Here is a 23574-nt window from a genome sequence, read left to right as displayed (position 1 = left end):
GAAAAAAAGAAAAGAGAAGGGGGGATTTTAGGCAAAAAAATACCCGCTCGAAAGCAGGTATTTTTATAATCTTAGTTTATCAAAACTGAATTATTCAGCTTGAACAACTTCAATTTTAACAATAGTAGACACTTCAGAGTGTACTACTACAGCAATTTCGAATAAACCAGTGTTGCGTAAAGCGCCTTCAGGAAGACGAACTTCACTTTTAACAACAGGTACACCAGCAGCAGTGATTGCAGTAGCAATATCACGCGTACCGATTGAACCGAATAGTTTACCAACATCGCCGGCTTTAGATGCGATAACAACCGCTTCTAATGCAGCTAATGCAGCGCCACGTTTTTCTGCAGCAGCAAGGTTAGCAGCTTGCTTAGCTTCTAATTCAACACGACGTGTTTCAAAAGCTTCTAAGTTTGCTTTGTTTGCTGGAACAGCTTTTTGTTGTGGAAAAAGAAAGTTACGTGCGTAACCTGATTTAACAACAACTTTATCGCCAAGTTTACCAAGGTTAGCAACTGTATCTTGTAGGATAATTTCCATAATCTATAGCTCCTGTTTACTTGTGTAAATCTGTGTATGGTAAAAGTGACAAGTAACGTGCACGTTTGATGGCGCGCGCTAGTTGACGTTGGTATTTAGCACATGTGCCAGTAATACGGCTAGGTACAATTTTACCACTTTCAGTGATGTAATTTTTTAACGTAACAACGTCTTTGTAATCAATTTCGCTAACACCTTCAGCGGTGAAACGACAGAACTTACGACGGCGGAAGTAACGAGCCATGGTATTTCCTCAAATTTGTTCTATGTACTGAGCATGCAACACGAGTTTTCCAAGCTTATTTGCGCTTTGATGAAAAGTGATAAAACCACTTACTCTTATTTGCATCCCTTTCGATAATTTATCTTTTAACTGACTGGCAAGTATTCCACTTGCTGCAACGGGCATATAACAAAAAACGTTGCGTGGTAATTCAGCCTCTTCTTGCATAGAACGATGTTCAATCACTAAATTACAGTGTTGTAAACCGCTAGGACTTTTTTTAAATGTAGGCTTTTCAGTTACTACACCCGAAAGTCGCAAAAAGTTATCAGTCACTAAGTAGCTTATGCTTCAGCTGTTGCTTCTGCTTCTGGTTCTGCTTTCACTTCTGGACGTGGAGCACGAGGAGCACGTTCAACACGCTCTTCTCTTGCTTTTGCCACTACAGAAACTTCAGTCACAGCAGTTTTAGTACGCATGATCATGTTACGGATCACTGAATCGTTGAAACGGAAAGCATTTTCCAAATCATCGATTACGTTCTGTCCAGCTTCAATGTTCATAAGAACATAGTGTGCTTTGTGTAGTTTGTTGATTGGGTAAGCCAATTGACGACGGCCCCAATCTTCTAGACGATGAACTGTACCGCCAGCTTCTGTGATAGAGGCTGTGTAACGTTCAATCATACCATTAACTTGTTCACTCTGATCAGGGTGAACCATAAATACGATTTCATAATGACGCATATAAAAATCGCTCCTTACGGGTTATTAGCTTCTTGATTTGGCTCAACCGTACCAATAGAAGCAAGGAACAAAAAAGGTGGTTGATTTAAGGCGGTAAAGTGTACAGTTTAGCGTTTGTTGGCGCAAGCAGTTATTTTGATAATAAGGGAATATTTGCGAAGCATTATATCTGCTTGAAAGAGGACACTAGGTCAAAGCTCGAAGCCTTGCCGCTATCGGCTATCAGCCGTCAGCCGATAGCTGATAGCTGATAGCTGATAGCCGAAAATTTTGTTATCCGCGCTGACGAACCACTTCAAACAAGCAGACACCGGTTGCTACCGAGACATTTAAGCTGGAAACGGCTCCCGCCATTGGCAGTTTAATCAGCTGGTCACAATGTTCACGTGTTAAACGGCGTAATCCTTTACCTTCCGCGCCCATCGCAAGTGCCATGCCGCCTTCTAGTTTACAGTCATAGAGGCTTTGTGTGGCTTCTCCCGCTGTACCATAAATCCAGACACCTTTGTCCTGTAATGAACGCATCGCTCGAGCCAGATTAGTGACATGAATTAAAGGCACTGATTCTGCTGCTCCACAGGCGACTTTACGCACTACGGGGGTTAAGCTTGCTGAATTATCTTTAGGGATAATCACTGCATGCACACCGGCTGCATCTGCACTACGCAGACATGCACCTAGATTATGCGGATCCGTTACACCGTCTAAAATAAGTAAAAAAGGCGGTGCAGTTAAACTCTCCAATAAACTGTCTAAGTCATTATCGTTTAAGACCTTGGCCGTTTTAACGCGGGCGATAATACCCTGGTGTTGCTCTCCTTCCGACTTATCATCCATGGCTTTACGGTTCATTAATTGGACGGAAATACCCCATTCATTTAATTTAGCAATAATATTATTAAGGCGTTCGTCCTCACGTCCTTTTAATGCATAAACTTCAATAAAACGTTCTGGTTGTTTCTCTAATAAGGCATCAACTGAATGGATGCCATAAAGTAATTCACTTTTGCTCATATTTTCTCTAATTCTATTTGTTGATAATAGCTCAAGACTCGCAGCTCGAACGCCTGAAAGCTAGAAAGCTTGTATCTCCTAGCTCGCCGCTCGTAGCTCCTAGCTGTTAGCTATTTATTTTGTTTGCTTGTTTTATTTTATTACGGCGATCAGCACGACCTACTTTTTTAGCTGTTGCCGTGGTTTTTTTTGTTTTTGATGATGCGGTGTTTTTTTCGCCCTGTTTTATCGTTCTTTTTCTTTTGGGCTTGTTGGCTTTTTGCTCTTGCTTAGCGGGTTCTTTTTCAACCGGCTGATCGCTTTTTTTAGCGTTATCATTTGCGCGACCTTTGCCCGCCGCTTTTGACCGTGCCCGTTTATCTATCGGGCGATCGTTTTCACGCGCGGCCGTATTTTGAGCTCGTTTTCGTTGTCCCGCTGCCGCTTGATCCGCTAATTCAAAATCGATTTTTTTATCATCTAAATTAACTGACAACACTTTCACATCTAATGCATCACCGATCCTAAAGGTACGTCCCGTACGCTCACCTTTAAGGGTTTGTTTGCCTGCATCAAAGATATAATAATCAGACAGTAAGCTTGTCACATGGACCAAGCCATCGATTTGAATACCCGTTAAGCGTACAAAGAAACCAAAGTTGGTGACAGCGGCAATAGTGCCGTGCATTACATCACCAACATGATCCTGCATATATTCACATTTTAAAGCGTCACCTACATCACGAGTGGCATCATCGGCGCGGCGTTCAGTCATTGAACAATGCTCGCCTAAGGCACCCATCTCTTCATGTAGATAATGATATCCGCCGGTATTGGTCCATTTTGATTTCAACTGACCCTTTGCCTGATGTTCGATTAAATATTTAATGGCACGGTGTAAAATCAGATCCGGGTAACGACGAATAGGAGAGGTGAAGTGAGCGTACTCTTCTAACGCCAAGCCAAAGTGTCCGAGATTTTCATCTTGATAGACAGCTTGTTTCATTGAGCGTAATAACATGGTTTGTAAAAGCTCACTGTCTTCACGACCCGCAAATTCTTCAGCTAATGCCGCATAATCACGCGGTGCCGGTTTCTCTCCACCGGCAAGGCTTAAACCAAGCTCTGACAAAAATGAACGGAAGTTAACTAATTTTTCCTGACTGGGAGTTTCATGAACGCGGTATAACGCAGCAGCTTCTGCCTTGCCAATTAAACGTGCCGAAGCAACGTTTGCCTGAATCATGCATTCTTCTATGATCTTATGCGCATCGTTACGTGTTATTGGCTCGATAGATTCTATTTTACGGTTTTGATCAAAAATAAAACGCGTTTCTAAGGTTTCAAACTCCATTCCACCTCGAATCTTGCGTGCGCGCTTGAAGGCTTTATAAAGGTGCTCTAACTCTTCGATATGAGGCACTAAAGGTTTGTACTGCTCGCGCAGTGTCTGATCACCCTCTAAAATGGCCGCTACTTTAGTATAAGTAAAGCGTGCATGAGAATTCATTACTGCTTCATAGAATTTGTAATCCGTGAGCAGTCCGGCTTTAGAAATAACCATTTCACTGACCATACATAAACGATCGACCTGCGGATTTAACGAGCACAATCCATTAGATAATATTTCCGGCAACATAGGCACAACCTGGTCGGGGAAATAGACCGAGTTACCACGATTAATCGCTTCTTTATCTAAAATAGTACCGGGTCGAACGTAATAGCTTACGTCTGCAATAGCTACCCACAGACGCCAGCCGCCACCGGCTTCAGCTTTACAGAAAACCGCATCATCAAAATCGCGCGCATCTTCGCCATCTATTGTGACCAGTGGTAATTGGCGTAAATCTACACGCCCTTGTATCGCTTCTTCAGGCACAGTTTCAGTAAAGTTTTCTAATTCTTTGTCTAAACCTTCAGGCCATTGATGCGGGATATCATGAGTACGCAGTGCAACCTCAACTTCCATACCGGGTTCCATATCTTGACCCAGTATTTCAGTGATTTTACCTTTTGCAGTCAAACGAGGTTTTGGACGCTGGAGAATTTCCACTACGACTATTTGTCCGTGGCGGGCACCGAGATTGTTATCTTGATTGATGAGAATATCTTGATTGATGCGAGAATCATCGGGCACCACGACAGCGATGCCGTCTTCGACAAAATAACGGCCGACAATAGGTTCTTTACGTTCTTCTAATAAACGTACAAAACGCGCTTCGGTGCGACCTCGCGAATCAACTTTAACCGGTTGGACAAGGACTTTATCGCCGTGAAAGAGTAAACGCATTTGATGTGCGGGTAAAAAAAGATCGGCACCTTCTTCTTCAGTTTTCAAAAAACCAAAACCATCTTTGTGGCCAATCACTTTACCTTTAATTAGATTCAATTTGTCCGGGAGTGCATAAGTCGCATTACGGCACCAGACTAATTGCCCATCACGTTCCATCGCTTTTAAACGACGACGCAACCCCTCGGCTTCCTCTTCACCGCTTAAAGAAAAAGCGTTAAACAGGGCATCACGGCTAATAGGTTTTGCTTGTTTTTCTAAATATTCTAAAATAAATTCACGACTTGGCACTGGATGCTCGTAAGTTTGCGCTTCGCGATCTAGGAAGGGGTCTTGGGTCATAATTGAAGACTCTATTTGTGGGTAAATTATTGAAAGTATATCTGAAAATACGGAAATCGTCTGATTAATGTTCCCGTGAGAGGTTATTTACAATAAAAAACACTAAAAAAAACCAAAACTTGCAAAAAACACTAGACAGACAGTGCCGCAATCAGTAGTATTCGCGCCACGCTAAAGACGCGAGCACCCGTAGCTCAGCTGGATAGAGCGTTGCCCTCCGGAGGCAAAGGTCACAGGTTCGAATCTTGTCGGGTGCACCATTCTTTCGGTTGGTAAGTAAATAGTATAATAAGTTTTAGTGGCGGATGTAGCTCAGTTGGTAGAGCCCCGGATTGTGATTCCGGTTGTCGCGGGTTCAATCCCCGTCATTCGCCCCATCTTTTCTCGATGTAAAACAAGAATGTAAAATAAGTTCTCGGTGATTAGCGCAGCTTGGTAGCGCACCTGGTTTGGGACCAGGGGGTCAAAGGTTCGAATCCTTTATCACCGACCACATTTAAAGAAACCGCACTTGTTGCGGTTTTTTTTCGTCTGGAGTTTGAGCGTGCACTTTAATTAGTGTGCTTTCCTAAATTTATAAAGAGTTGGACCAGAGGGAATAATAATTAGTTTGCCCATACACTGAGCTGTCGCTCAATGGGCTCCATTTATCACCGACCACATTTAGAAAAGCCCGTAACGCTGCAAAGTGTTACGGGCTTTTTGCTTTTAAGTTTCTCACAATAAATAACTCAAACGGCTTCTTTTGATTAATATTATTTGTTCTAGCAAGGACTTCTTCACCGTATAATTTGAACACTTCTCCATAAGCAAAATGTTGTGACCATAAACTGCTCCTGTCCATATCCTGTGAGTACGTGAAGCAAAACAACGCTAATCTATTACGTGTATATCCAAGTAAAAGCTTATGTGCCAGCATCGACTGAACTGAGTGGTTTTTGCTTGATCGGTGAATTTACTGTCTACCTCTGGTCTTTTTTCTAAATATATCTAATTTTAAACATTTATAGAAAGATCAGCGCGATCTTTTAAAGGTATTTTAGAATTGCTATTTTGATTAATATTAATATTGAAATGGCTCATTCAGTTGATTGTTTCGTTGGAGGAAGTCGTAAATGTTATAAGAGACTTTGCACACTTTTGCGGCTAGAAAACTGAGGCTTTCGCCCCATCCAAGCGCCTCACCACTGTGCGTACCGAGGCTAGTGGAAAGAAGGGCAACACAGAGCTTATCCCGTTCATAAACCTGAACTAGCGTTCAATTCGATCCTGTTTCTACTTGCTAAAATAGATGCTCATTACAGAAAAAATCGACGGGGAATTCGTAGCCGCATTGGTTTGGTTTATTTATAAAAAGATTTGGCTGTCCCCGAATTCGTTCACCATAAGCTTATGGTGATATGCTAAAATTCAGAAACGAACTCGCATACACCACTAGGAAGAGTCACGCTTTTATTTTCTTTGATAAGCCAAAACAACCTGAATTCATCTTGCCAAGAATCATCGACATGTTTCAAAAAGTGATTTCGTTTGTGACTATGAGTATACTGACATGAACGCATAACTCCTTTTCTCCCCAACTGCTTATCAATCACCCCACAAAGTGCCTTAATATCATTCACTTTGACACATGCTTTTTTATCGAGCTTATATGCAACTTCATTATTAAACGAATTACAAAACGATAGTATTAAGCCATCTTGTTTATAATAATGAGCATTTTTCATGTTCGGTATTTTCATACCGTTTCCGCGACAATTTGTCATAGTTAGGCTACGTACATTCTCAATTCTAATTCCGATATTTTTTAATGATGGAATTGGAATTGGTGATTCATGTATTAAATTTTCATCTGGAGTCATAATTCCAGAACGGGTATCACTCAAATATGTACTGGCTAATGCTATTGGAATATCACCACCATTGACCCAAGTATCAACATGCTCTATTTTTGTTAAATAAAGGTATTTAACAACTTGCCCATCTGCAGTACTGATCAACTTTCCACTCTTCAAACTGAACTTTTTTTCTTTTTCTTTGGCTCTATTTTTTTTATCATTTATTTTTTTATTCCTATTTTTTTTACTATTTATACTCATAACTGCTCCTAATCAACTTAGACAATGAAAAGCTTCTTAAACTCTACGAAGATGAACATATAATTAATCTAATCACAGCAACATCAAACTTCATGATATCTTACATCAGCACTTGAAATTGATATTTATTTCATAAGAATGCAATCCAAACCATAACGCTAACAGCGAATTCCGTTCAATTTCAAACAACAGTACATTATCAAATAGCCAAACATTAATACCATAGTATTCAAGCAGGCCTATGGCGAGAAAAAAATAAAGGAGCTAAATAGCCTATTTTTTGTTATTTACTCTTCTGTTTTACTGCGTTTGTCGGCTTCATCTCTAAATAGTAATAATTCATCTAATGTGAGCTTATCTATCTCATTGGACTGCCAGTGAAAGATGATTGCTAAATCGACGTAGAGCGACAGGGAGTCTATATGCATGGAAAAACTGGCCACCGCTTGTTGGTTGAAAGAAAAGGAAATATGATAAATAGACTCAAAACCTATCAGGTATTCGCTAGTCATTTATCAGTTCTTCGCAGTCAGAGAGCTTGTGCATGCGGTGATGTCTTTTACACGGAACTCGGGAGGTCCAACTCGTTGTTTGTTAAATAAACAGTTTATTGAGAAGCTTGATTAGCGTAGTCGATAAATATAACGAGTTAGAAGTCAGACAAACTCATAGTAGTGAAAAAGAGCTTTAGTAAGTCAAACCTGGATGGTTCCACTAAGTATGCCATGCACAGGGATGTGCATTCTGGACTGGTGCGTTAAAAAGTGGTTGGGCAGTGCAAGATAAAAAAATGGCTTGGGCAGCTTTTCTTTGGCTGTTCAAAGAAAAGTGACACGCTGTCAAAGGCGGAAAACCAACGACGAAAGATAAAATATCAGCTCACAAGCGAATAGGAAAAAGGTAGGTCAGCCAAACCTTTTTGACGGATGCGAGTTCAATCCCCGGCATTCGTCCCATCTTTTCTAGATGTAAAACTAGATTTTCGGTGATTAGCGCAGCTTGATAGCAGAATAAGTAGTTTACTCGTACACTGAGCTGTCACTTTACAAGATTGCTCAGATATTAAGCTTCGCTTATTCGCTGCTCCATTTGTCACCGACCACATATAGAAAAGCCCGTAATATTGTAAAATGTTACAGGATTTTTAGTTTTCACAATCAGCCACTTACATAGCCTCTTCCTATAAAAATTATCCGTCTCTATAGTTTCTTTTTCATTGCCCGCGTTTTGACGGGATAAAGTTGCGTGGCATAAACTGCTGCTGTGCATATCCTGTGAGTATGTGATGCATGTATATTCAAGAAAATAGTTATATGCCAGCATCAACCAGAACTTATTGGTTTTTTTTGCTTAGTAAATTTACTGCCACAACTGATCTTCCTATAAATATATCAAATTTTTCAATATTTATAGGAAGATCAGTTATCTCGTTTAAAGAAATTGTAGAGCTGCTATTTTAATTGAACTTGAAATATGGTCCAGTCAATTAATCGTTTCTTTTCTGAATAGGCTAATTCAACTGCTATATCAAATCCTCACCCGAATGCTAAAAGTTATTATCAGTATTATGCTAGTTCTATAATTACTCACATGGACTTTTCGGTAAAAACAAGCCAAAGAATCATGAAAACGAAACAGAACCCACTATTTATAATAAATAAATATGCTATAAATATATCAAATAAATAACTTTTACTTGTAAGGTAAGTGCTAATAATCGGCTACGTAACAGCCTCAAATAGCTTAAGAGGGAGCGGTAATGCTCTAAATAAACTGCCCTAAAAAATCATCATAGCCTTACTACTTATAGGTATTAAATTTGACTGCCTAATCAAAATTTTTCTTTTTTCACTCTATAAATTGGCGAAGAGTAAACCGTTATATTGGTGTATTCACTATGCAAAGAAGCCCGAAAATAATATTAATAAATAAAATCGTCAGATTTAACCATGCTTGGAAGGCCTCTAAGGATATGTTTGGGGATAAATCTAATATAAGTCAGGCATTACGGGATCAAAAAGCATGTTTGCAGGCTGAATTATTAAGAGATCATGAAGGGGTATATTTGGTGTTAGATATGGAAACTGAATCAGAAGAGCCGCTATACAGTATTAAGTTATTACAAGAAGTTAAATTGCAAGGTGCTTATTTTAAGGATGATGCTGAACACATACCGGTACGTGTTGCAGACAAGTTATTTACAGCACAAGAATTAATAAAATTAATAAAGAGGTAAAAATGCTAGAGACAACGATCAATATATTTTCAGACGCAATAAACAATAGATTAACTTTATGCATTGTCGCTCTCATCATATTATTATTTATTGGAACTCTATTTCTAGAGTATAAATATTACAAAAAATCAAGTTTAGACTTAAGTAATGTTGTATCAGATTTTGAATTAGTTGCGGATAAAATAAATAATAACGAGAGTTTAACAGAGAAAGAAAGCGGTATAAAAGCCCAGTATTTCTCTACGTTAAAAGCAGAAGATACACGTACTTTATTATCTAATTACCCAGAAAAACTTCTAATAAAACCAGCATCAAGTGGTTACAGTTTTATGGCAAGTGTGTTAACAACGATAGGTGTAATAGGAACATTTTTAGGAATAGTTATTGGACTTTCAGGTATTCAGGAAAAATTAAATGCTAGCTCTACAGAGATGTTCGAAGGCGTAAAAACCTTGCTGGGAGGAATGGATACAGCATTTGTTACATCACTAGCTGGCTTATTATTCTCAATTCTTTTGGCGTGGGGATCACGACATTACAATAAAAAAAATGTTGGACATTTTTTTGGTATTAGAGATGATTTTAATAAATTATTCCGTGCAGAAAGCATTGCTGATTTTTTACAAAAAATGTCTGGAGGCGCTCAAGACAAAGTCGTTGAAAAACAGCTTCAAGCTGCTGAGAAAAGTGCCCAGGCTTCAGAAGCATTATTGCAGATGGGAAGCTCATTGGAAAAAGCCGCTGATAATTTTGATGCTGACAAAATTGGTCAACACCTTTCTACAAGCTTAGACAAAATATTCACTACTGAAATGGTGCCGGTTTTCACTGAGATAAGTTCAGAGTTAAAATCTTTGCGTGAAATAAAAGAAGATAATAGTGAAAAGATAATACAAGCCATAATGACTGAGTTAAGGGCTGAAGTAATTGAACCATTATCTAATCAAATATCAGAGACGTCATCACTTGTAAAAGATTCAACATCAGCTGTTACTAAGTTGCATGATGAATTAGGTGGAATTGCAACAAAGCTTGCGATGGCTGTGGCAACTATTCAGACTTTCCAGAAAGAGACTCTTGAAGAGTTAAAAGAATTTTCAAGCGATTTGCGTGTTATTTTGGGCGGATTTCAAAATGATACCAAGGTTATTTTGGAGGGTGTTGCCGAGCAATTAGAGGGGGCAGTTAAATCAAGTGTAGATGTAATGAATAAACAGAAAGTTGCATTCAAAGAAAGTGCAGACCAAGCTGCTACTACTTTTAGTGGGATTCGAGAGGAGTTAGAGCAGTCTTTAGATACTCAGGGTAAAGTGCAAAAAGAGATGTTAGATCAGACTGCTGAGCGTGTACACACTATTATGTTATAAAGTCAAAAGTCTAATTCAGAGCAAGCTAGCATCCTTAAGCAAGTTGGAAAAACTGCGACAGAGCTGATGGATAATGCACGTGAAAATTTAGGCGACACATTATCTAATGTCGATAGAGTATTAATTGAAACCAAAGAAACAGTAACAGAGCAGTTGGATAACTTTAGAACTACATACCAAGAAAGTTTGAATGCTTTCTTTGAAGAGCAAAATAATCTTTTAGAGAACACATTAGGCCAACAAAGAGATGGCTTAGCTCAAGTTGTAGAGGATTGTAACCAGGTCTTTATAGAAGAGTACACTCGTAGAAAAGAGATTGGAGAAGATTTAACCAAAAATGTACAGAAAATGTCTGAAGTAAATAAGACAATTAACAAATTAGTTCAAGCAGTTCAATTATCTGAAAGTTCACATATTAATCAAATTGAACAGACTTCAAAAACCATCGGATTGCAAGTTGCAAAACTTGAAAAAGCATACTCTGGCTCTTCTGAGTTATTTGCCGAATTGTTACAGCAAATCCCAGATGAATTAAATAAGTACTTCGAACGTGCAAATAGTAGCCATGAAGATTTTTTTAACGACATGGATAAAGCCTCAGCGAAAATTCATACTCGCTTACTACAATCAGCAGAATATCTTATATCGGCAGAAACTCAGCGCAAAAGTATCTCGAATAATGGGAAGGTTCAATAATGAATTTAAAGCAACCATTTGTAATATATAGGGAAAATGAAAATAATACAGAAGGAACTGACTGGTTATTGATAAGTGACTTAATGTCGGGCTTATTAATGATTTTTGCTTTATTAGTGGTAGTAACTTTATTCCAATTAAAAATCACTCAGGAGCAGATACAAAACAAAAGGGTGATTGTTATTCAGGCATTACAGGAGCAATTTAACGCAAATGGAATCAGTGCTGAAATAAACCCTGAAACTGGAGATATAACACTCCTTGATTCCGTGCTATTTGATTTTAATAAGAAACAATTAAAGCAAGAAGGAAAAGATTTTTTAATAAAATTTATTCCTGTTTATAGTGGTGTGATTTTTTCTGAAGATGGCATCAGCGATGAAATTAACCGTGTCATTATCGAAGGGCATACAAGCTCAGATGGTTCTCTAGGTTATAACATGCAATTGAGTCTGGGGCGTGCTAACAGTGTTTTTCAGTATATTCACTCTATGCCACATGAAAGCAACAAAGAGGCGTTTTTACAAAAAATCCAAGTTGCAGGAAGGGGACCTATGGATGCTAATTCACACCACTCTGAGCTGGAAGATAGAAAAGTGATATTTAGAATGCAATTCAAATCAGAAGATGCTTTCAGTAAAGTATTAAAGTTGAAAAAGTAAGCATGGGGGAATTATTTAAAATAAACCAGCCAAAGCGTATTAAACCAGTCGCTATGATGGAGGCAGCTTTTTCTATAGATAATTGTAGTAATGAAAGTATTTTTGAAAATTTAGTTTTACCTCAAGTCCCCCCCAGAGACGTAAAACAATTAATACAATTGGTCATGTCTTCTCAATCAGAAAAAATATCATTATTAGAATGGTTTAGTATTTTTGATAATGAAAATTATTTTAAGCAACTTTCCGGAGAAGCTTTAATTAATACTCAAAAAGCACTTTGGAAGTGTATTCTCGAAATCCCAAAGGTTACAAATATTGCTTTATGGCGTATGTGTTTATATTTTGATAAGCAATATCATATGATGCCATTATTGATAATGGATGCATTTCAGAAGCATGATCGACAAATCAGGTTATTAGATAAGCAAAGAGGCTTAGTCTTAAAGGCTTTAAGTGAGCAAAAAGCAAGTAAAATCGCATATTTTAGCTTGCAGATTGGCAATAAACCCGAGGATTTCTTAGCTTGCTTAGGCTTACCAAACCAAATCTCATTGGTTGTAAAAGCTCAGGAAGAGTTAGAAAATGTTTTAGTTGAGGTTTGGAAACCAGAGTTATGTGACAACTATGTAAAGATTATTAAGCAATACTCTTATTTGCAAGCAGACACTGCTGTTACAAAGCTCTTATCGCTAAATAAGGAAAAGGCTTTAAATGAGTCACCTGTACTTCTAGATCATTTAAAAGAAAAATATGGGCCTTCAAGTGCGAGCTCTCGTTGGGGGATGTTATCATTACAGGCACAACATCAATTAAGGGCCGTAATTGGTGCTGGGTGGTTTGCGGAGTTTAAATTATTTATTTTCCAGCTTACCTCTCAAGAGTTAGCCAAGGCACTATCTCTGTCTCCTAAAGATATTAACCAGCTGCAAAAGAGAGTCACTTTCTGGTCTAATTATCAAAGTCGATTCCATAGCTTTAGAGTGTTTTTGCCATTAAAAACAGCGACAATCATAAAAAATAGCAGTTTAAGCCTACCTGAGCACACATTAATTGAAAGCGGTTGGGATTTAAAAGAAACTGAATTGTGTTTCTTAGAATTTGATAATCATATTGTTGTTGAATATTTAAGAGGAAATGCAAGTGGCCTCAAACTTTATGATAAATCAGAAATATCCATTTCAAAATTATTAACAAATGAAAAACTTAAAGTCTCCAAATTAGCAGAGATTGAATTCAAGAAAGAGCATGACCATCTGTTTTGTTGGCAAAACTCTTGTGAGAATATGTTGAGAACCGAATTTGAGATACTGCCTGATGATGAAATTACTAGTTTTTTAATCGGTGGGAAATCAGATGTTAGACAAAACTATGATCATGTAACAGGGTTGCCCAGATTAAGTAGAGAAGATAGATCGGAACGGCAGAGGTGTTTAGGTCGGTCTAAGGGGAAGCGACATGAAAATAAAGCTCGGGAATTCTCCACTGAGGTTCAATTAAATTCAAAAGGGCTCGATAATAATTGGATCGAACTAGAATACTCAGAAGGAAAAAACACTATTCGTGCTGGCGCTAAGTTTCCCAATAAGAAAAAACCAATACTCTCACTAAGAAAAACTAAAGCTTGGTAAAGGTATAGTAAGCAAAATTCATAATGATGAGTTTATTATTGTTAATTTTTCTGGTGTTACCCATACTAAATTTCCAATACCTGATTTTAGTAGAGCTGATGCTTCATAATTAATTTCTGGACCCCGATTTTATCCAGAGGTTGAGTTATTAGCTTTTTTCTTCTCAAATACGTATTTTCATGGTTTAGAAATCTAACTAAAAAGAATCGCGACAACTGGATTGTTATTCCGGTTGTCGCGGGGTCAATCACCGACCACATTTAAAGAAACCGCACTTGTTGCGGTTTTTTTTCGTCTGCAGTTTATTAATGCGTTTGGTATTATTGGTAGGGTGCATTCTATGCACCGTAAACGGTAATCGGTGCGCGGAGCGCACCCTACGAGCTGAGAGCAGAAGGCTGATCGCCGATAACTGATGGCTGATAGCGAAATAGGGCATCATGCTTACATATGATCCCCATCTGCATTATAAAAACCGCTATGGGAGTGTTCGATAAAACCCTGGTTGATCATCTTGGCTAAAAAGGGATCGGCTTCATTATCGCCAATATCTGCGTAGTCGGTTAACTGATAGTGTTCACGTTGATCGTGATTCTGTTGCAGCTTTTGTGGGTCTGTAATTAACTCTGTTAACTCCCAGACAGTAAGCTGTTGGCCTTGCCTAATCGTTAGCTTAGTCGGTAACTGATAGTGTGGATTCCAGTTTAATCGAATTTGTGTCTGTGCTGTTTGCTTGCTCTGATAAACAATGTTTTCAGTGCAGCCTGTATTAATGCTTTTTACTTTTTGCAGCTGTTCAAGTAAAGAGGGGGCAATCATCTGATATTTACTGAGCCAATGGTTGGCATTCTGTTTGAAATCTGGCATATCTGCAGCTTGGTATTCTATGCCCCTTTCAAATTGATCAAAATAACGCGTTAATTGAATTCTCTGGTTGCTTAATAAGCGCCATTGTTCACTAACAGCCTGCGCTGAATAGGTATAAATAACTTGCTTTGGGCTGCGCCAAAGTTGCAGTGTTTTTTGCTGAGCGGTATTTTTACCGTCTGATTGGCTGTTGGTTATTTGATAGATAGCGCCAATATTTTGGAACTCTTCCTTGCATAATTCTGCACTGTGAGTGGTGAATGAAATAAGGATAAAAAATAAAACCGTAAGTCTCTTCAAAATATAATCCTGAAATAATAATGAAGGGGCAAAAGCCCCTTTGATAATGAGAAGCATAAAAATATGCTCTGCTCAGATTGTCTTACGGTAGTTTCTGATCTGCTTTCGTGACTAAGTCTCCGGCAAAATCCATAACATGGAATAAAAGACTTTGTTCGTAGTTACCGCTGACCAGGTGCGCGCCAGGACCCGATGCAAAAACCGCGACATCTTCACCTGAATGTGTTTCAGAAGATAATGGAACCAGTGCTTCCTGGTGGAATCCGCTGTTGCTCGTATCAATATTACTTAAATCCACTCGTCCTGTTACCGGAGCATCAGCATAGGCCGCATCAGCATTTGTAACCCCTACGCCTAAATCTCTAAAGCCGAGTCCGTTTGTGTAACCTACTGTGGTGTAAGGAAGATCATCTGCCGCTAAAGCTGGCTGTGTTTTTCCTATGCTAACCACTTTACCTAAAATAGGATTGCCACGCTTAGGGTATCCGGCAATGGTAAACACATGGCCATGGTCGGCGGTGACAATAATTAAGGTCTCTGCTGGGTTGCTGTTTTGCATGGCAAGTTTAACTGCGTTGGATAATTCAATCGTATCGGTTAACGCGTTATAAGCACTGCCGGCATGATGTGCATGGTCAATACGGCCTGCTTCGACCATTAAAAAGTAGCCCTGAGTATTATTGTCAAGAATCGCCATCGCTTTTTCGGTCATTTGTGACAGCGAAGGTTCGCCGGAGATATCGTTATTTCTATCAGCTTCGTAGTGCATATGTGATTCATTAAACAGGCCAAAAACACGCTCAGTATTTTCAGTGTCTATGGCATCAAAGCCCGCTTGGTCAAAGATATATTGGCCATTACTATAGGCTGTTTGCCATTCTGCCGTTAGATCCCGTCCATCGCTGCGGTCACCTTCTGTTGCACTGACTGCATCGGGGCTATTAAAGCTGGCATCTTTGGGTAAGAAATGTCTGCGACCACCGCCCATGACTACTTCAAGACCATTAACATCGATCCCTCTATAGCGTGCTTCAAGGTTACTTTCAAAGTTAACCAGTTGATCTGCGATATCTTTACAGCCAGCTGTGACAGCGGCTGCCGGCATATCGGAAATATCTTCCCAATTGCGATCTGCAGATTTAGCATAAGTGGCAGCTGGAGTAGCATGAGTGATTCGGGCAGTGGAGATGATACCTGTTGATTTACCGGCGATTTCAGCCAGTTCCAGTGAGCTGACCAGTTCGTTGCCTGCTGCACTTGTACATTCTCCACGAATGACTTGTTCACCAACACCAATAACGCCTTTATCGGTCTTAACGCCAGAGATAATTGCGGTCATCGTCCCGGCTGAATCGGGTGTTTGTGCATCGACATTGTAGGTTTTGGCAAATCCTGTAAAAGGCATGTTTTCAAAGCTAAGACGGTTTTCCTCTCCCAGCATTCCTTTGTTTTGGCCTTCTAAAATCCGCGCAGCCGTTAGCGTTGAAACGCCCATACCATCACCAACAAATAAAATGATATTTTTGGCTTGTCCGCGTGTTTTAACGATATTATCGATCTGTGCTTGCGCATTTTTAACTTGCTGCTGGCCATCTATATACCATGCAGAGCTGCTGTTTTCAGTGATTTGTTGCTTTGATAATTGCTGTGTTTCCTGCAAATTATTACACGCGCTTAACGCGAGTACGGCAACAGCGATTAGACTCGGTTTAAATAGACTTATGTTATTGTTAGTTTTCATATCGTTACCTTATTCCTTGCCAACTAAATCTAATGCGTTTTCGATAATGTGATAAATCACGTTCTGTTCAATATTTCCCTGGGCCAACTGCGCACCGGGACCGCTAGCATATAAAGCGACGTCTTCACCGGAATGGGTTTCGGAACCAAGCGGCACAGTCGCTTCTTGATGAAAGCCGCTACTTTCTGTATTAACCGCGTTTAAATCTACACGTCCGGCAATGGCAGGACTGTCGTAGCTGACGTCAGCATTAGTTTCTGTCCCTAAATCGCGAAAGCCTAGACCATTGCTGTAACCTAAAGTGGTATAGGGTAAATCATCATTTGCAAGGGTTGGGGTATCACTGCCGATACTCACTACTTTACCAAGGATAGGATTACCACGTTTTGGGTAGCCTGCGATGGTAAATACATGACTGTGATCAGCGGTGACCATAATTAAGGTCTCTGCCGGATTGGTTTGCTTGATTGCCTGCTGTACCGCTTCACTTAACTCAATAGTATCAGTCAGTGCACCCGCCGCATTACCCGCATGATGAGCGTGATCGATACGACCTGCTTCTACCATTAAAAAATAACCTTTATCGTTATTATCAAGGATATTGATTGCTTTACCGGTCATTTGTGAAAGAGAAGGCTCTCCGGCAATATCATTAGTCCGATCCGCTGCATACTGCATATGTGATTCGTTAAACAAACCGAGAACATGGCTGCTGCTTTCCGTGTCGATAGCATCAAAACCGGTTTGCTCATAGACATAGGTACCGTCTTTATAAATATTTTGCCATTCACTGGTTAAATCACGCCCGTCGGTGCGATCTCCCTCTTTTTCACTGCTTGCGTCCAAGCTGTTAAAGGCTGCGTCTTTAGGTAAAAAATGACGTCGACCACCGCCAAAGAGCACTTCAATACCATCAACATTGAGACCTGGAAAACGGGTTTCCAGATTGCTTTGATAGTTAACTAATTGATCGGCTATATCTTTACAACCTCCTGCGATCGCGTCATCGGGCATATCTGAGATATCTTCCCAGTTACGTTCGACCGATTTGGCGTAAGTTGCAGCCGGGGTCGCGTGGGTGATACGTGCGGTAGTGACAACGCCTGTCGACAAGCCTTTTATTTCGGCCAGGTCGACAATGCTTACCAGCTCGTTATTGTCCATAGTAGAGCAGTCACCGCGCTGTACCTTTTCGCCAACACCAATCACGCCTGCATCGCTCTTAACACCTGACATCATAGCGGTCATAGTGCCGGCGGAATCAGGCGTCTGCGCATCGACATTGTAGGTTTTAACTAATGCTGAATAGGGAAATGTTTCAAAACTGAGTTGATGCTCTTCACCGGGGTTACCTGATAATTGACCTTCGAGAATACGTGCAGCTGTTAAGGTGGAGATACCCATTCCGTCACCGACAAAGAGAATGACGTTCTTTGCGCGCTTTTGGTAAGTCTGCTGCAGTTTTTCGGTTATTTCACTATTAGCACTTTGAAACCAAGTGTTTTTTTGATTCTCTGGTACTACTCCAGCTGAAACGCTCGAGCTGATTGCTAAGGTCACTAAGGTCGACACTAAGCTTTTACGGACATCCATATCATCACTCCCTTGGAAGGTCTTTTAGCGACTGCCTTGTTGCAGTTGCTTTGAAATTTATAATTATTTGATGCAATTGTGCCGTGGAATTGTTACATAATCATGACAAAATTATTGCGCTTAGATTAAATGACCAGATTTTCCCTTGATAAAAGTAGAACCCGAACCTTTTGATCAATAATTGCTCAATTGCGTCGGGAGCTGTAAATACTAAATCTGATGATTTTCTATTTATTTATGTGGATTGAAACCGATGCTGGCTGGACATAAAGCGCTGGTGACTGAAATTAACACCTGTTTTTCATGGGTTTTTCGATGCTTAAATAGATCTCTTAATTAATAGGATAAGTATAAGGATCCAGATAAGGGGGGGAACTGATGATATTCTGTAGTAAGGTCGAGCAATGTTTTTTATAAGATTATTTTCGTTTTAATGCAGCGTTATCACGAAACATTACTCTTTAATAAAGAGTAATGTTCCGGATTTTTGCCGCAGGTAAACATGCCCGTTAAGGGCATATAATTAGTCTGCTGTTATTTTTTTGCTTCGACTCTTTGTGCTTGTTTAACCGCTTGTTTTTTAAGACGGTTATTTTCCAGCTGGGCAACAGCGTCGTTGCCGATATGGGTTTGTCCACGCTGTTTGGCTAAACCTACCTGTTTTTCTCGTTGCGCAAAACGCTGCTTTTGTTCAACAGTTAATTGCTCATGACACTGATGGCAGCAAACTCCTTCCTGATACTTATCCGATTTTTTATCGTCTTCGGTGATCGGTAAACGGCAGCCATGGCATTGGTCATATTGGCCTTTTTCCAGCTTGTGATTTACCGAGACACGATTATCAAAGACAAAACATTCACCTTGCCACATACTTTCTTCCTGCGGCACTTCTTCAAGGTATTTTAATACCCCGCCCTCAAGGTGATAAACCTCATCAAAACCTTGCTCTTTTAAATAAGCCGTAGACTTTTCACAGCGAATGCCACCCGTACAAAACATCGCTACTTTTTTATTGACGGCAGGATCTAAGTTATCTTTGACGTATTGCGGGAACTCTCTGAAGTTGGTTGTTTTAGGATCTACGGCATTTTTAAAGGTGCCGATACTGATTTCATAATCGTTACGTGTATCAACGAGAAGCACATCGGGATCGCTGATTAAGGCATTCCAATCTTTTGGTTTGACGTAGCTACCGGCCGTTCTTTTCGGATCGATACCCTCAACGCCCATGGTAACTATCTCTTTTTTGAGCTTAACCTTAGTACGATAGAAGGGGTTTTCCTCGGTAAAAGATTCTTTGGTAGTGAGCTTGTTCAATCGCGGATCTGATTTCAACCAAGCAATCAGTGTATTGATATCTTCACGGCTTCCGGCCACCGTGCCATTGATGCCTTCTTGAGCTAATAATAAAGTGCCTTTGATATTATTGGCTTGCATCATTTTTAATAATGGTGCTTGAATCTCTTGATAATTTTCTAAACTAACAAAACGATATAACGCACAGACAACTGTATTTGACATGGATTTTCCTCGTAGCTAACTGAAACGTAAATTCAGCGCTTGGGTTTAATAAAGACACTATTATACGAAGATTTTTTAAGCCTGTAAGCAAATCCTTGATGATTTGTTAAAACTATTTCTGTTTGCTTATTCCGTTCTTCTATCACTTGGCTGGTGGTGTGTTAAAAAGGTGCTAATATATTAACTGTTATGGGCGTAAGCCTTAGTTTTAATGTAAAAAATAGTGTCAAAATGAATGCCATGCGATGTGCTAAGTACTCACTCAAATTTTTCTAATGTTAAAGAGCGCTTTTATTGAGTTAACTGCTCAAAAATTCTGTAAGGGTGACGAGATAAACAAGATCCTGAATTCAATCTGTTTACAGTAGAATAAAAATTAAACATTTTTAATGGGAAATAACAATGAAAAGATTAATCATGATTTTCATCTGTACGGTAGGCTTATTAACAGCAGCGATGTCAGTAAATGCAGCAAATGCAGCTAAAGTTGGCTTTGGTTTTGACCAGGGATTTGGTGTTGCAGGGCAGTTTAATAATCTCAATGGATTTGTTGGTAATGATGGTATTAGTGGCGATTATTTGCTCAAGCAAGGTACATTTGCCAACGATCTTTCATTTAATTATTATATGGGTGGGGGGGCATTTTATAAATGGCATCATGATGATATTTTTGGTCTACGCGCGCCACTTGGCCTCACTCTGCCTTTTGCGCCGCAATTTGATGTATTTGCACAGATCTCTCCGAATGTAGGCTACAAAGAAAACAAAGAGGAATTACGTTTTGCTTTAAGCGCCGCGATAGGTGTACGTTATGCGTTCTAACTAAGTGCAAGGTATGTCTATGCAGTTTAGTCATATACAGCTTAATCATAAGCATTAAAAATGGGCTGTGAAATAGCGGTTTACACTGATAATCGCTGTTAACTCTAATAAAATAATGCAACCTCACTCAAGTCGAATGGTAGAAAAATTAACAGGGCGAAAGCCCTTTTTTTGTGTCTGTACCGCCCAATGTTAGGTTTTGTTACAAATCAGAGAGGGCAATAAACGCTTCTCAAAAATTGAAAGTGCTAGAATAGCTGCCAGATTTTTTATTTGTTCTGTTTTTTCCGGAGTATATATGAGTACAGTTAACAAAGTATTGATGGCACCCGATGGCCCTGAATTTTCACAACTTGTTCAGGGTTACTGGCGCCTTGGTTCATGGGATATGGATGCACAGGCGCGTCTAACATTTCTTAAGCAGCATATCGAAATGGGCATTAGCACCGTTGATCATGCGGCTATTTATGATGCCGGACATTGCGAAACTTTATTTGGCGAGGCATTAAAGCTTGATCCTTCCATTCGAGAGCAAATTGAAATTGTTTCAAAATTTGGCATTAATGGTATTGCGACCAGCGCCACTGAAAAACGCGTTTCTCATTATGACAGCAGTAAGGCGGGTATTTTAGCATCGACAGAAAACTCTTTACGGCGTTTAGGGGTCGAGCAGTTGGACGCCTTATTAGTACATCGGCCTGATTTTCTGATGGATGCGGATCAGGTAGCCGAAGCATTTAATGAATTAAAACAGAGCGGTAAGGTGAAACACTTTGGTGTGTCCAATTTTACAACCTCGCAGTTTGATTTATTACAATCTCGTTTGGATGCCCCACTGATAACCAATCAGGTTGAATTTAACCCAATCAATTTTGATGTTGTGGCGGATGGTACATTAGATCAGCTGCAGCAACATCGGGTGCGCCCGATGGCATGGTCATGTCTAGCCGGAGGCGCTATTTTCAGTGCACAAACCGAGCAGGTCAAACGTTTACGTGCAACCCTGTCTGAACTCGGCGAAGAGTTAGGTGCCGATTCGATTGATCAGGTGATTTATGCCTGGATATTAAAACACCCATCAAATCCGGTGGCGTTATTGGGGACAGGTAATATTAAACGTGTAAAGGATGCCGCGGCTGCCTTAACCCTGAAAATGAATGCGGAACAGTGGTATCGTGTTTGGGTCGCATCAAAAGGTGTTAATGTGCCCTAGAGGTTTTGCAGTTCGCTGGTGAATCGCGTGAATTTTTTGCGTAATCGCCTTTTTTTACCCTTTTCTGAGCAGCTAAGTCGACTCAGGAAAGGGTCATAATGTGTTCCTTTAATTTTCCTGCACAAATGTTATTAATCTCTTTTTGAAATCATTAATGCTTTGGCTGAGTTGCAGGCCACACTAAAATAAAGACCATCCTAATTTTGCCGCAAATAGCAATAATATGCCCCCCATTACCCGTTCAAAAAGATAACCGTGGCGAACAAATTTAGCCCGCACATGTCGGTGGGAGAAAAATAATGATACCAGCGAAAACCACAATGCGGTGGTAAGCGCTATCCAAAGCCCATAAATACTTTGCACGGCGAGCGGTGTATCAATACTGACGATAGCAGTAAAGATTGCCAAAAAAAACAGGGTCGCTTTAGGGTTTAATAAATTGGTCATAAAGCCGAGCATAAAAGCGCCTTTGTGATGATTTAAGTCCGAGTCAATAACCACTTGAGGATCTGTCTGATTTTGGGCTTTGCTAGCGAGCATATTAAAGCCGATATAGGTTAGATATAACGCACCGGCAATTTTAGCGACCATAAAGGCCGTTTCCGATTGTGTAATAATAAAACCTATTCCCAGCAGGGTATAAAGTACGTGTATTGAAATACCCGTACCAATGCCTAAGCTTGTGATCAGTGCGCTTTTACGGCCAAAGCTGATACTTTGGCGGATCACCACGGCAAAATCTGGGCCCGGTGCAATAACGGCTAGAAAATGGACCAGAGTAAGCATTAAAAACTCATCAATATAAGGTGCGATCATTGTTTCTCCAAAAAGGGCATTCAGGTTAGTATTATTTAAATACTGATCTGAATAAATCTGTATAGAACTTGTCAGTCAATCCGTTAATATTTTATATAACATATTATTATAGTTTCATTTTTTGTTCGTCAATATAAAGCTACTCTGAAGATCCTAATATACTTAAATATAAGGTAATTGATATAAATGTACTCGATAGAGAATTTTCCGAAAGTGATTCTTGGCTTTGCCGCCTATAGTGGCACAGGCAAAACAACATTAATTGAAAAATTGATACCTCTTCTGGTAGCGGACGGGATCAAAATTGGCTTGATTAAGCACAGTCACCACGATATTGAGATGGATAAACCCGGAAAAGACAGTTATCGTTTACGTAAAGCCGGTGCTTCCCAAGTCGTGCTGGCATCACCTTACCGAAGCATTATTTTTAAGGAAAGATTGCAGCAAACTGAGCCTAATTTAATGGAGCAGTTAAATTGTTTGAATATTAATAACTTAGACTTAGTATTAGTTGAAGGTTTTAGGAATGAAAAATTCGCCAAAATTGAGCTGCACCGGCCAGATTTGGGCAAAGCATTACTTTATCCCGATGATTCGAGCATTATTGCTATTGCCTCGGATCAACCGTTGGCAACATCACTGCCTGCCTTAAATATCAATGATATCGAGCAGATAAAAGTTTTTGTGCTGCAATTTTTATCTTTAAAAAGCGTGGATTCAAATAATAAGTGCATAACTTGAACAGGTAGAAAAAAGGGTTCTGCTCGTTAAGCCTGAAAATAAATCCATAGCCAACAGACCTAAAACAGCAAACTTCAAACGCTACCATACCTTTTACCTGAGCCTAAAAGAGCCTAAATTATTAAAAGCGTATGC

The 23574-nt window shown here is 39.7% G+C and carries 21 protein-coding genes and 3 tRNA genes; 11 read left to right on the top strand and 13 right to left on the bottom strand.

Annotation, left to right across the window (positions count from 1 at the left end):
- Positions 1-90: 90 nt before the first annotated feature.
- From rplI to rnr, 6 genes are all read right to left on the bottom strand, one after another.
- Positions 91-543, bottom strand: coding sequence for a 50S ribosomal protein L9 (rplI, locus tag PING_RS17685; protein WP_011771658.1), 453 nt, complete (start codon positions 541-543; stop codon positions 91-93).
- Positions 544-559: 16 nt separating this feature from the next.
- Positions 560-787: a 30S ribosomal protein S18 gene (gene rpsR, locus PING_RS17680; protein WP_011771657.1), complete on the bottom strand. Its 228-nt coding sequence runs from the start codon at positions 785-787 to the stop codon at positions 560-562.
- Positions 788-796: 9 nt separating this feature from the next.
- Complete coding sequence (gene priB / locus PING_RS17675; RefSeq protein ID WP_041766680.1) at positions 797-1102, bottom strand: primosomal replication protein N; 306 nt, start codon at positions 1100-1102, stop codon at positions 797-799.
- Between the two features lie 8 nt (positions 1103-1110).
- Complete coding sequence (gene rpsF / locus PING_RS17670; RefSeq protein WP_011771655.1) at positions 1111-1512, bottom strand: 30S ribosomal protein S6; 402 nt, start codon at positions 1510-1512, stop codon at positions 1111-1113.
- A 273-nt stretch (positions 1513-1785) separates the two neighbouring features.
- A complete protein-coding gene (gene rlmB / locus PING_RS17665) occupies positions 1786-2526 on the bottom strand; it encodes a 23S rRNA (guanosine(2251)-2'-O)-methyltransferase RlmB (RefSeq protein WP_011771654.1) in 741 nt (246 codons plus the stop codon).
- Positions 2527-2632: 106 nt separating this feature from the next.
- On the bottom strand, positions 2633-5137 hold the full coding sequence (rnr, locus tag PING_RS17660; protein ID WP_011771653.1) for a ribonuclease R: 2505 nt from the start codon (positions 5135-5137) through the stop codon (positions 2633-2635).
- Positions 5138-5320: 183 nt separating this feature from the next.
- On the opposite strand from rnr, the gene PING_RS17655 reads away from it, so the two are divergent.
- From PING_RS17655 to PING_RS17645, 3 genes are all read left to right on the top strand, one after another.
- A tRNA-Arg gene (locus tag PING_RS17655) sits at positions 5321-5397 on the top strand.
- Positions 5398-5438: 41 nt separating this feature from the next.
- Positions 5439-5514: transfer RNA gene (locus PING_RS17650), tRNA-His, on the top strand.
- 39 nt (positions 5515-5553) lie between these two features.
- A tRNA-Pro gene (locus PING_RS17645) sits at positions 5554-5630 on the top strand.
- Positions 5631-6540: 910 nt separating this feature from the next.
- Here PING_RS17645 and PING_RS17640 read toward each other — a convergent pair.
- Together PING_RS17640 and PING_RS21165 are read right to left on the bottom strand one after the other, a co-directional pair.
- Positions 6541-7236: a hypothetical protein gene (locus PING_RS17640; protein WP_011771652.1), complete on the bottom strand. Its 696-nt coding sequence runs from the start codon at positions 7234-7236 to the stop codon at positions 6541-6543.
- Positions 7237-7523: 287 nt separating this feature from the next.
- Positions 7524-7748 (bottom strand): GpE family phage tail protein, encoded by a 225-nt coding sequence (locus tag PING_RS21165; protein ID WP_049752999.1) that lies wholly within the window; start codon positions 7746-7748, stop codon positions 7524-7526.
- Between the two features lie 1460 nt (positions 7749-9208).
- Here PING_RS21165 and PING_RS17630 point away from each other — a divergent pair.
- The 5 genes from PING_RS17630 (at position 9209) to PING_RS17610 (ending at position 13825) form a co-directional block, all read left to right on the top strand.
- Positions 9209-9472, top strand: coding sequence for a hypothetical protein (locus PING_RS17630; RefSeq protein WP_198134720.1), 264 nt, complete (start codon positions 9209-9211; stop codon positions 9470-9472).
- 2 nt (positions 9473-9474) lie between these two features.
- Positions 9475-10839, top strand: a complete 1365-nt coding sequence (locus PING_RS17625; RefSeq protein ID WP_011771650.1) for a MotA/TolQ/ExbB proton channel family protein — start codon at positions 9475-9477, stop codon at positions 10837-10839.
- 66 nt (positions 10840-10905) lie between these two features.
- Complete coding sequence (locus PING_RS17620) at positions 10906-11535, top strand: hypothetical protein (protein ID WP_011771649.1); 630 nt, start codon at positions 10906-10908, stop codon at positions 11533-11535.
- Positions 11535-12197, top strand: a complete 663-nt coding sequence (locus tag PING_RS17615) for an OmpA/MotB family protein (RefSeq protein WP_011771648.1) — start codon at positions 11535-11537, stop codon at positions 12195-12197. Before PING_RS17620 ends, PING_RS17615 begins: the two co-directional genes overlap by 1 nt.
- Before the next feature lie 2 nt (positions 12198-12199).
- Entirely contained in the window at positions 12200-13825 is a 1626-nt protein-coding gene (locus PING_RS17610) for an EH signature domain-containing protein (protein WP_011771647.1), read from the top strand.
- Between the two features lie 444 nt (positions 13826-14269).
- On the opposite strand, the gene PING_RS17605 is transcribed toward PING_RS17610, so the two are convergent.
- The 4 genes from PING_RS17605 to trhO all read right to left on the bottom strand — a co-directional run bounded on the left by PING_RS17605 (position 14270) and on the right by trhO (position 19847).
- Positions 14270-14992, bottom strand: a complete 723-nt coding sequence (locus tag PING_RS17605) for a hypothetical protein (RefSeq protein WP_157035401.1) — start codon at positions 14990-14992, stop codon at positions 14270-14272.
- Between the two features lie 82 nt (positions 14993-15074).
- Complete coding sequence (locus PING_RS17600; RefSeq protein WP_011771645.1) at positions 15075-16733, bottom strand: alkaline phosphatase; 1659 nt, start codon at positions 16731-16733, stop codon at positions 15075-15077.
- Between the two features lie 9 nt (positions 16734-16742).
- A complete protein-coding gene (locus PING_RS17595) occupies positions 16743-18326 on the bottom strand; it encodes an alkaline phosphatase (protein ID WP_011771644.1) in 1584 nt (527 codons plus the stop codon).
- Positions 18327-18860: 534 nt separating this feature from the next.
- The gene (gene trhO, locus PING_RS17590) at positions 18861-19847 is read right to left on the bottom strand and encodes an oxygen-dependent tRNA uridine(34) hydroxylase TrhO (RefSeq protein WP_011771643.1); all 987 of its coding nucleotides are present in this window, start codon (positions 19845-19847) and stop codon (positions 18861-18863) included.
- Between the two features lie 402 nt (positions 19848-20249).
- Here trhO and PING_RS17585 point away from each other — a divergent pair, with 402 nt between their 5' ends.
- Both PING_RS17585 and PING_RS17580 read left to right on the top strand, forming a co-directional pair.
- Complete coding sequence (locus PING_RS17585) at positions 20250-20669, top strand: hypothetical protein (RefSeq protein ID WP_011771642.1); 420 nt, start codon at positions 20250-20252, stop codon at positions 20667-20669.
- Positions 20670-20967: 298 nt separating this feature from the next.
- Entirely contained in the window at positions 20968-21882 is a 915-nt protein-coding gene (locus tag PING_RS17580; protein WP_011771641.1) for an aldo/keto reductase, read from the top strand.
- Between the two features lie 180 nt (positions 21883-22062).
- On the opposite strand, the gene PING_RS17575 is transcribed toward PING_RS17580, so the two are convergent.
- Entirely contained in the window at positions 22063-22698 is a 636-nt protein-coding gene (locus PING_RS17575) for a LysE family translocator (RefSeq protein ID WP_011771640.1), read from the bottom strand.
- A gap of 186 nt (positions 22699-22884) precedes the next feature.
- Here PING_RS17575 and mobB point away from each other — a divergent pair, with 186 nt between their 5' ends.
- On the top strand, positions 22885-23439 hold the full coding sequence (gene mobB, locus PING_RS17570; protein WP_011771639.1) for a molybdopterin-guanine dinucleotide biosynthesis protein B: 555 nt from the start codon (positions 22885-22887) through the stop codon (positions 23437-23439).
- Positions 23440-23574 lie beyond the last annotated feature (135 nt).

It is taken from the genome of Psychromonas ingrahamii 37, from assembly GCF_000015285.1.
GTDB lineage: Bacteria > Pseudomonadota > Gammaproteobacteria > Enterobacterales > Psychromonadaceae > Psychromonas > Psychromonas ingrahamii.
The sequence above is the reverse complement of the archived record's forward strand: the minus strand, read 5'-3'. Positions and strand labels throughout refer to the sequence as shown.

Excerpts from the sequence above, each read along its gene's own strand:
- rplI (WP_011771658.1), bottom strand. The coding sequence starts at position 543 with ATGGAAATTATCCTACAAGATACAGTTGCTAACCTTGGTAAACTTGGC.
- rpsR (WP_011771657.1), bottom strand. The coding sequence starts at position 787 with ATGGCTCGTTACTTCCGCCGTCGTAAGTTCTGTCGTTTCACCGCTGAA.
- rpsF (WP_011771655.1), bottom strand. The coding sequence starts at position 1,512 with ATGCGTCATTATGAAATCGTATTTATGGTTCACCCTGATCAGAGTGAA.
- rlmB (WP_011771654.1), bottom strand. The coding sequence starts at position 2,526 with ATGAGCAAAAGTGAATTACTTTATGGCATCCATTCAGTTGATGCCTTA.
- rnr (WP_011771653.1), bottom strand. The coding sequence starts at position 5,137 with ATGACCCAAGACCCCTTCCTAGATCGCGAAGCGCAAACTTACGAGCAT.
- PING_RS17640 (WP_011771652.1), bottom strand. The coding sequence starts at position 7,236 with ATGAGTATAAATAGTAAAAAAAATAGGAATAAAAAAATAAATGATAAA.
- PING_RS21165 (WP_049752999.1), bottom strand. The coding sequence starts at position 7,748 with ATGACTAGCGAATACCTGATAGGTTTTGAGTCTATTTATCATATTTCC.
- PING_RS17630 (WP_198134720.1), top strand. The coding sequence starts at position 9,209 with ATGTTTGGGGATAAATCTAATATAAGTCAGGCATTACGGGATCAAAAA.
- PING_RS17625 (WP_011771650.1), top strand. The coding sequence starts at position 9,475 with ATGCTAGAGACAACGATCAATATATTTTCAGACGCAATAAACAATAGA.
- PING_RS17620 (WP_011771649.1), top strand. The coding sequence starts at position 10,906 with ATGGATAATGCACGTGAAAATTTAGGCGACACATTATCTAATGTCGAT.
- PING_RS17615 (WP_011771648.1), top strand. The coding sequence starts at position 11,535 with ATGAATTTAAAGCAACCATTTGTAATATATAGGGAAAATGAAAATAAT.
- PING_RS17610 (WP_011771647.1), top strand. The coding sequence starts at position 12,200 with ATGGGGGAATTATTTAAAATAAACCAGCCAAAGCGTATTAAACCAGTC.
- PING_RS17600 (WP_011771645.1), bottom strand. The coding sequence starts at position 16,733 with ATGAAAACTAACAATAACATAAGTCTATTTAAACCGAGTCTAATCGCT.
- PING_RS17595 (WP_011771644.1), bottom strand. The coding sequence starts at position 18,326 with ATGGATGTCCGTAAAAGCTTAGTGTCGACCTTAGTGACCTTAGCAATC.
- trhO (WP_011771643.1), bottom strand. The coding sequence starts at position 19,847 with ATGTCAAATACAGTTGTCTGTGCGTTATATCGTTTTGTTAGTTTAGAA.
- PING_RS17585 (WP_011771642.1), top strand. The coding sequence starts at position 20,250 with ATGAAAAGATTAATCATGATTTTCATCTGTACGGTAGGCTTATTAACA.
- PING_RS17580 (WP_011771641.1), top strand. The coding sequence starts at position 20,968 with ATGAGTACAGTTAACAAAGTATTGATGGCACCCGATGGCCCTGAATTT.
- PING_RS17575 (WP_011771640.1), bottom strand. The coding sequence starts at position 22,698 with ATGATCGCACCTTATATTGATGAGTTTTTAATGCTTACTCTGGTCCAT.
- mobB (WP_011771639.1), top strand. The coding sequence starts at position 22,885 with ATGTACTCGATAGAGAATTTTCCGAAAGTGATTCTTGGCTTTGCCGCC.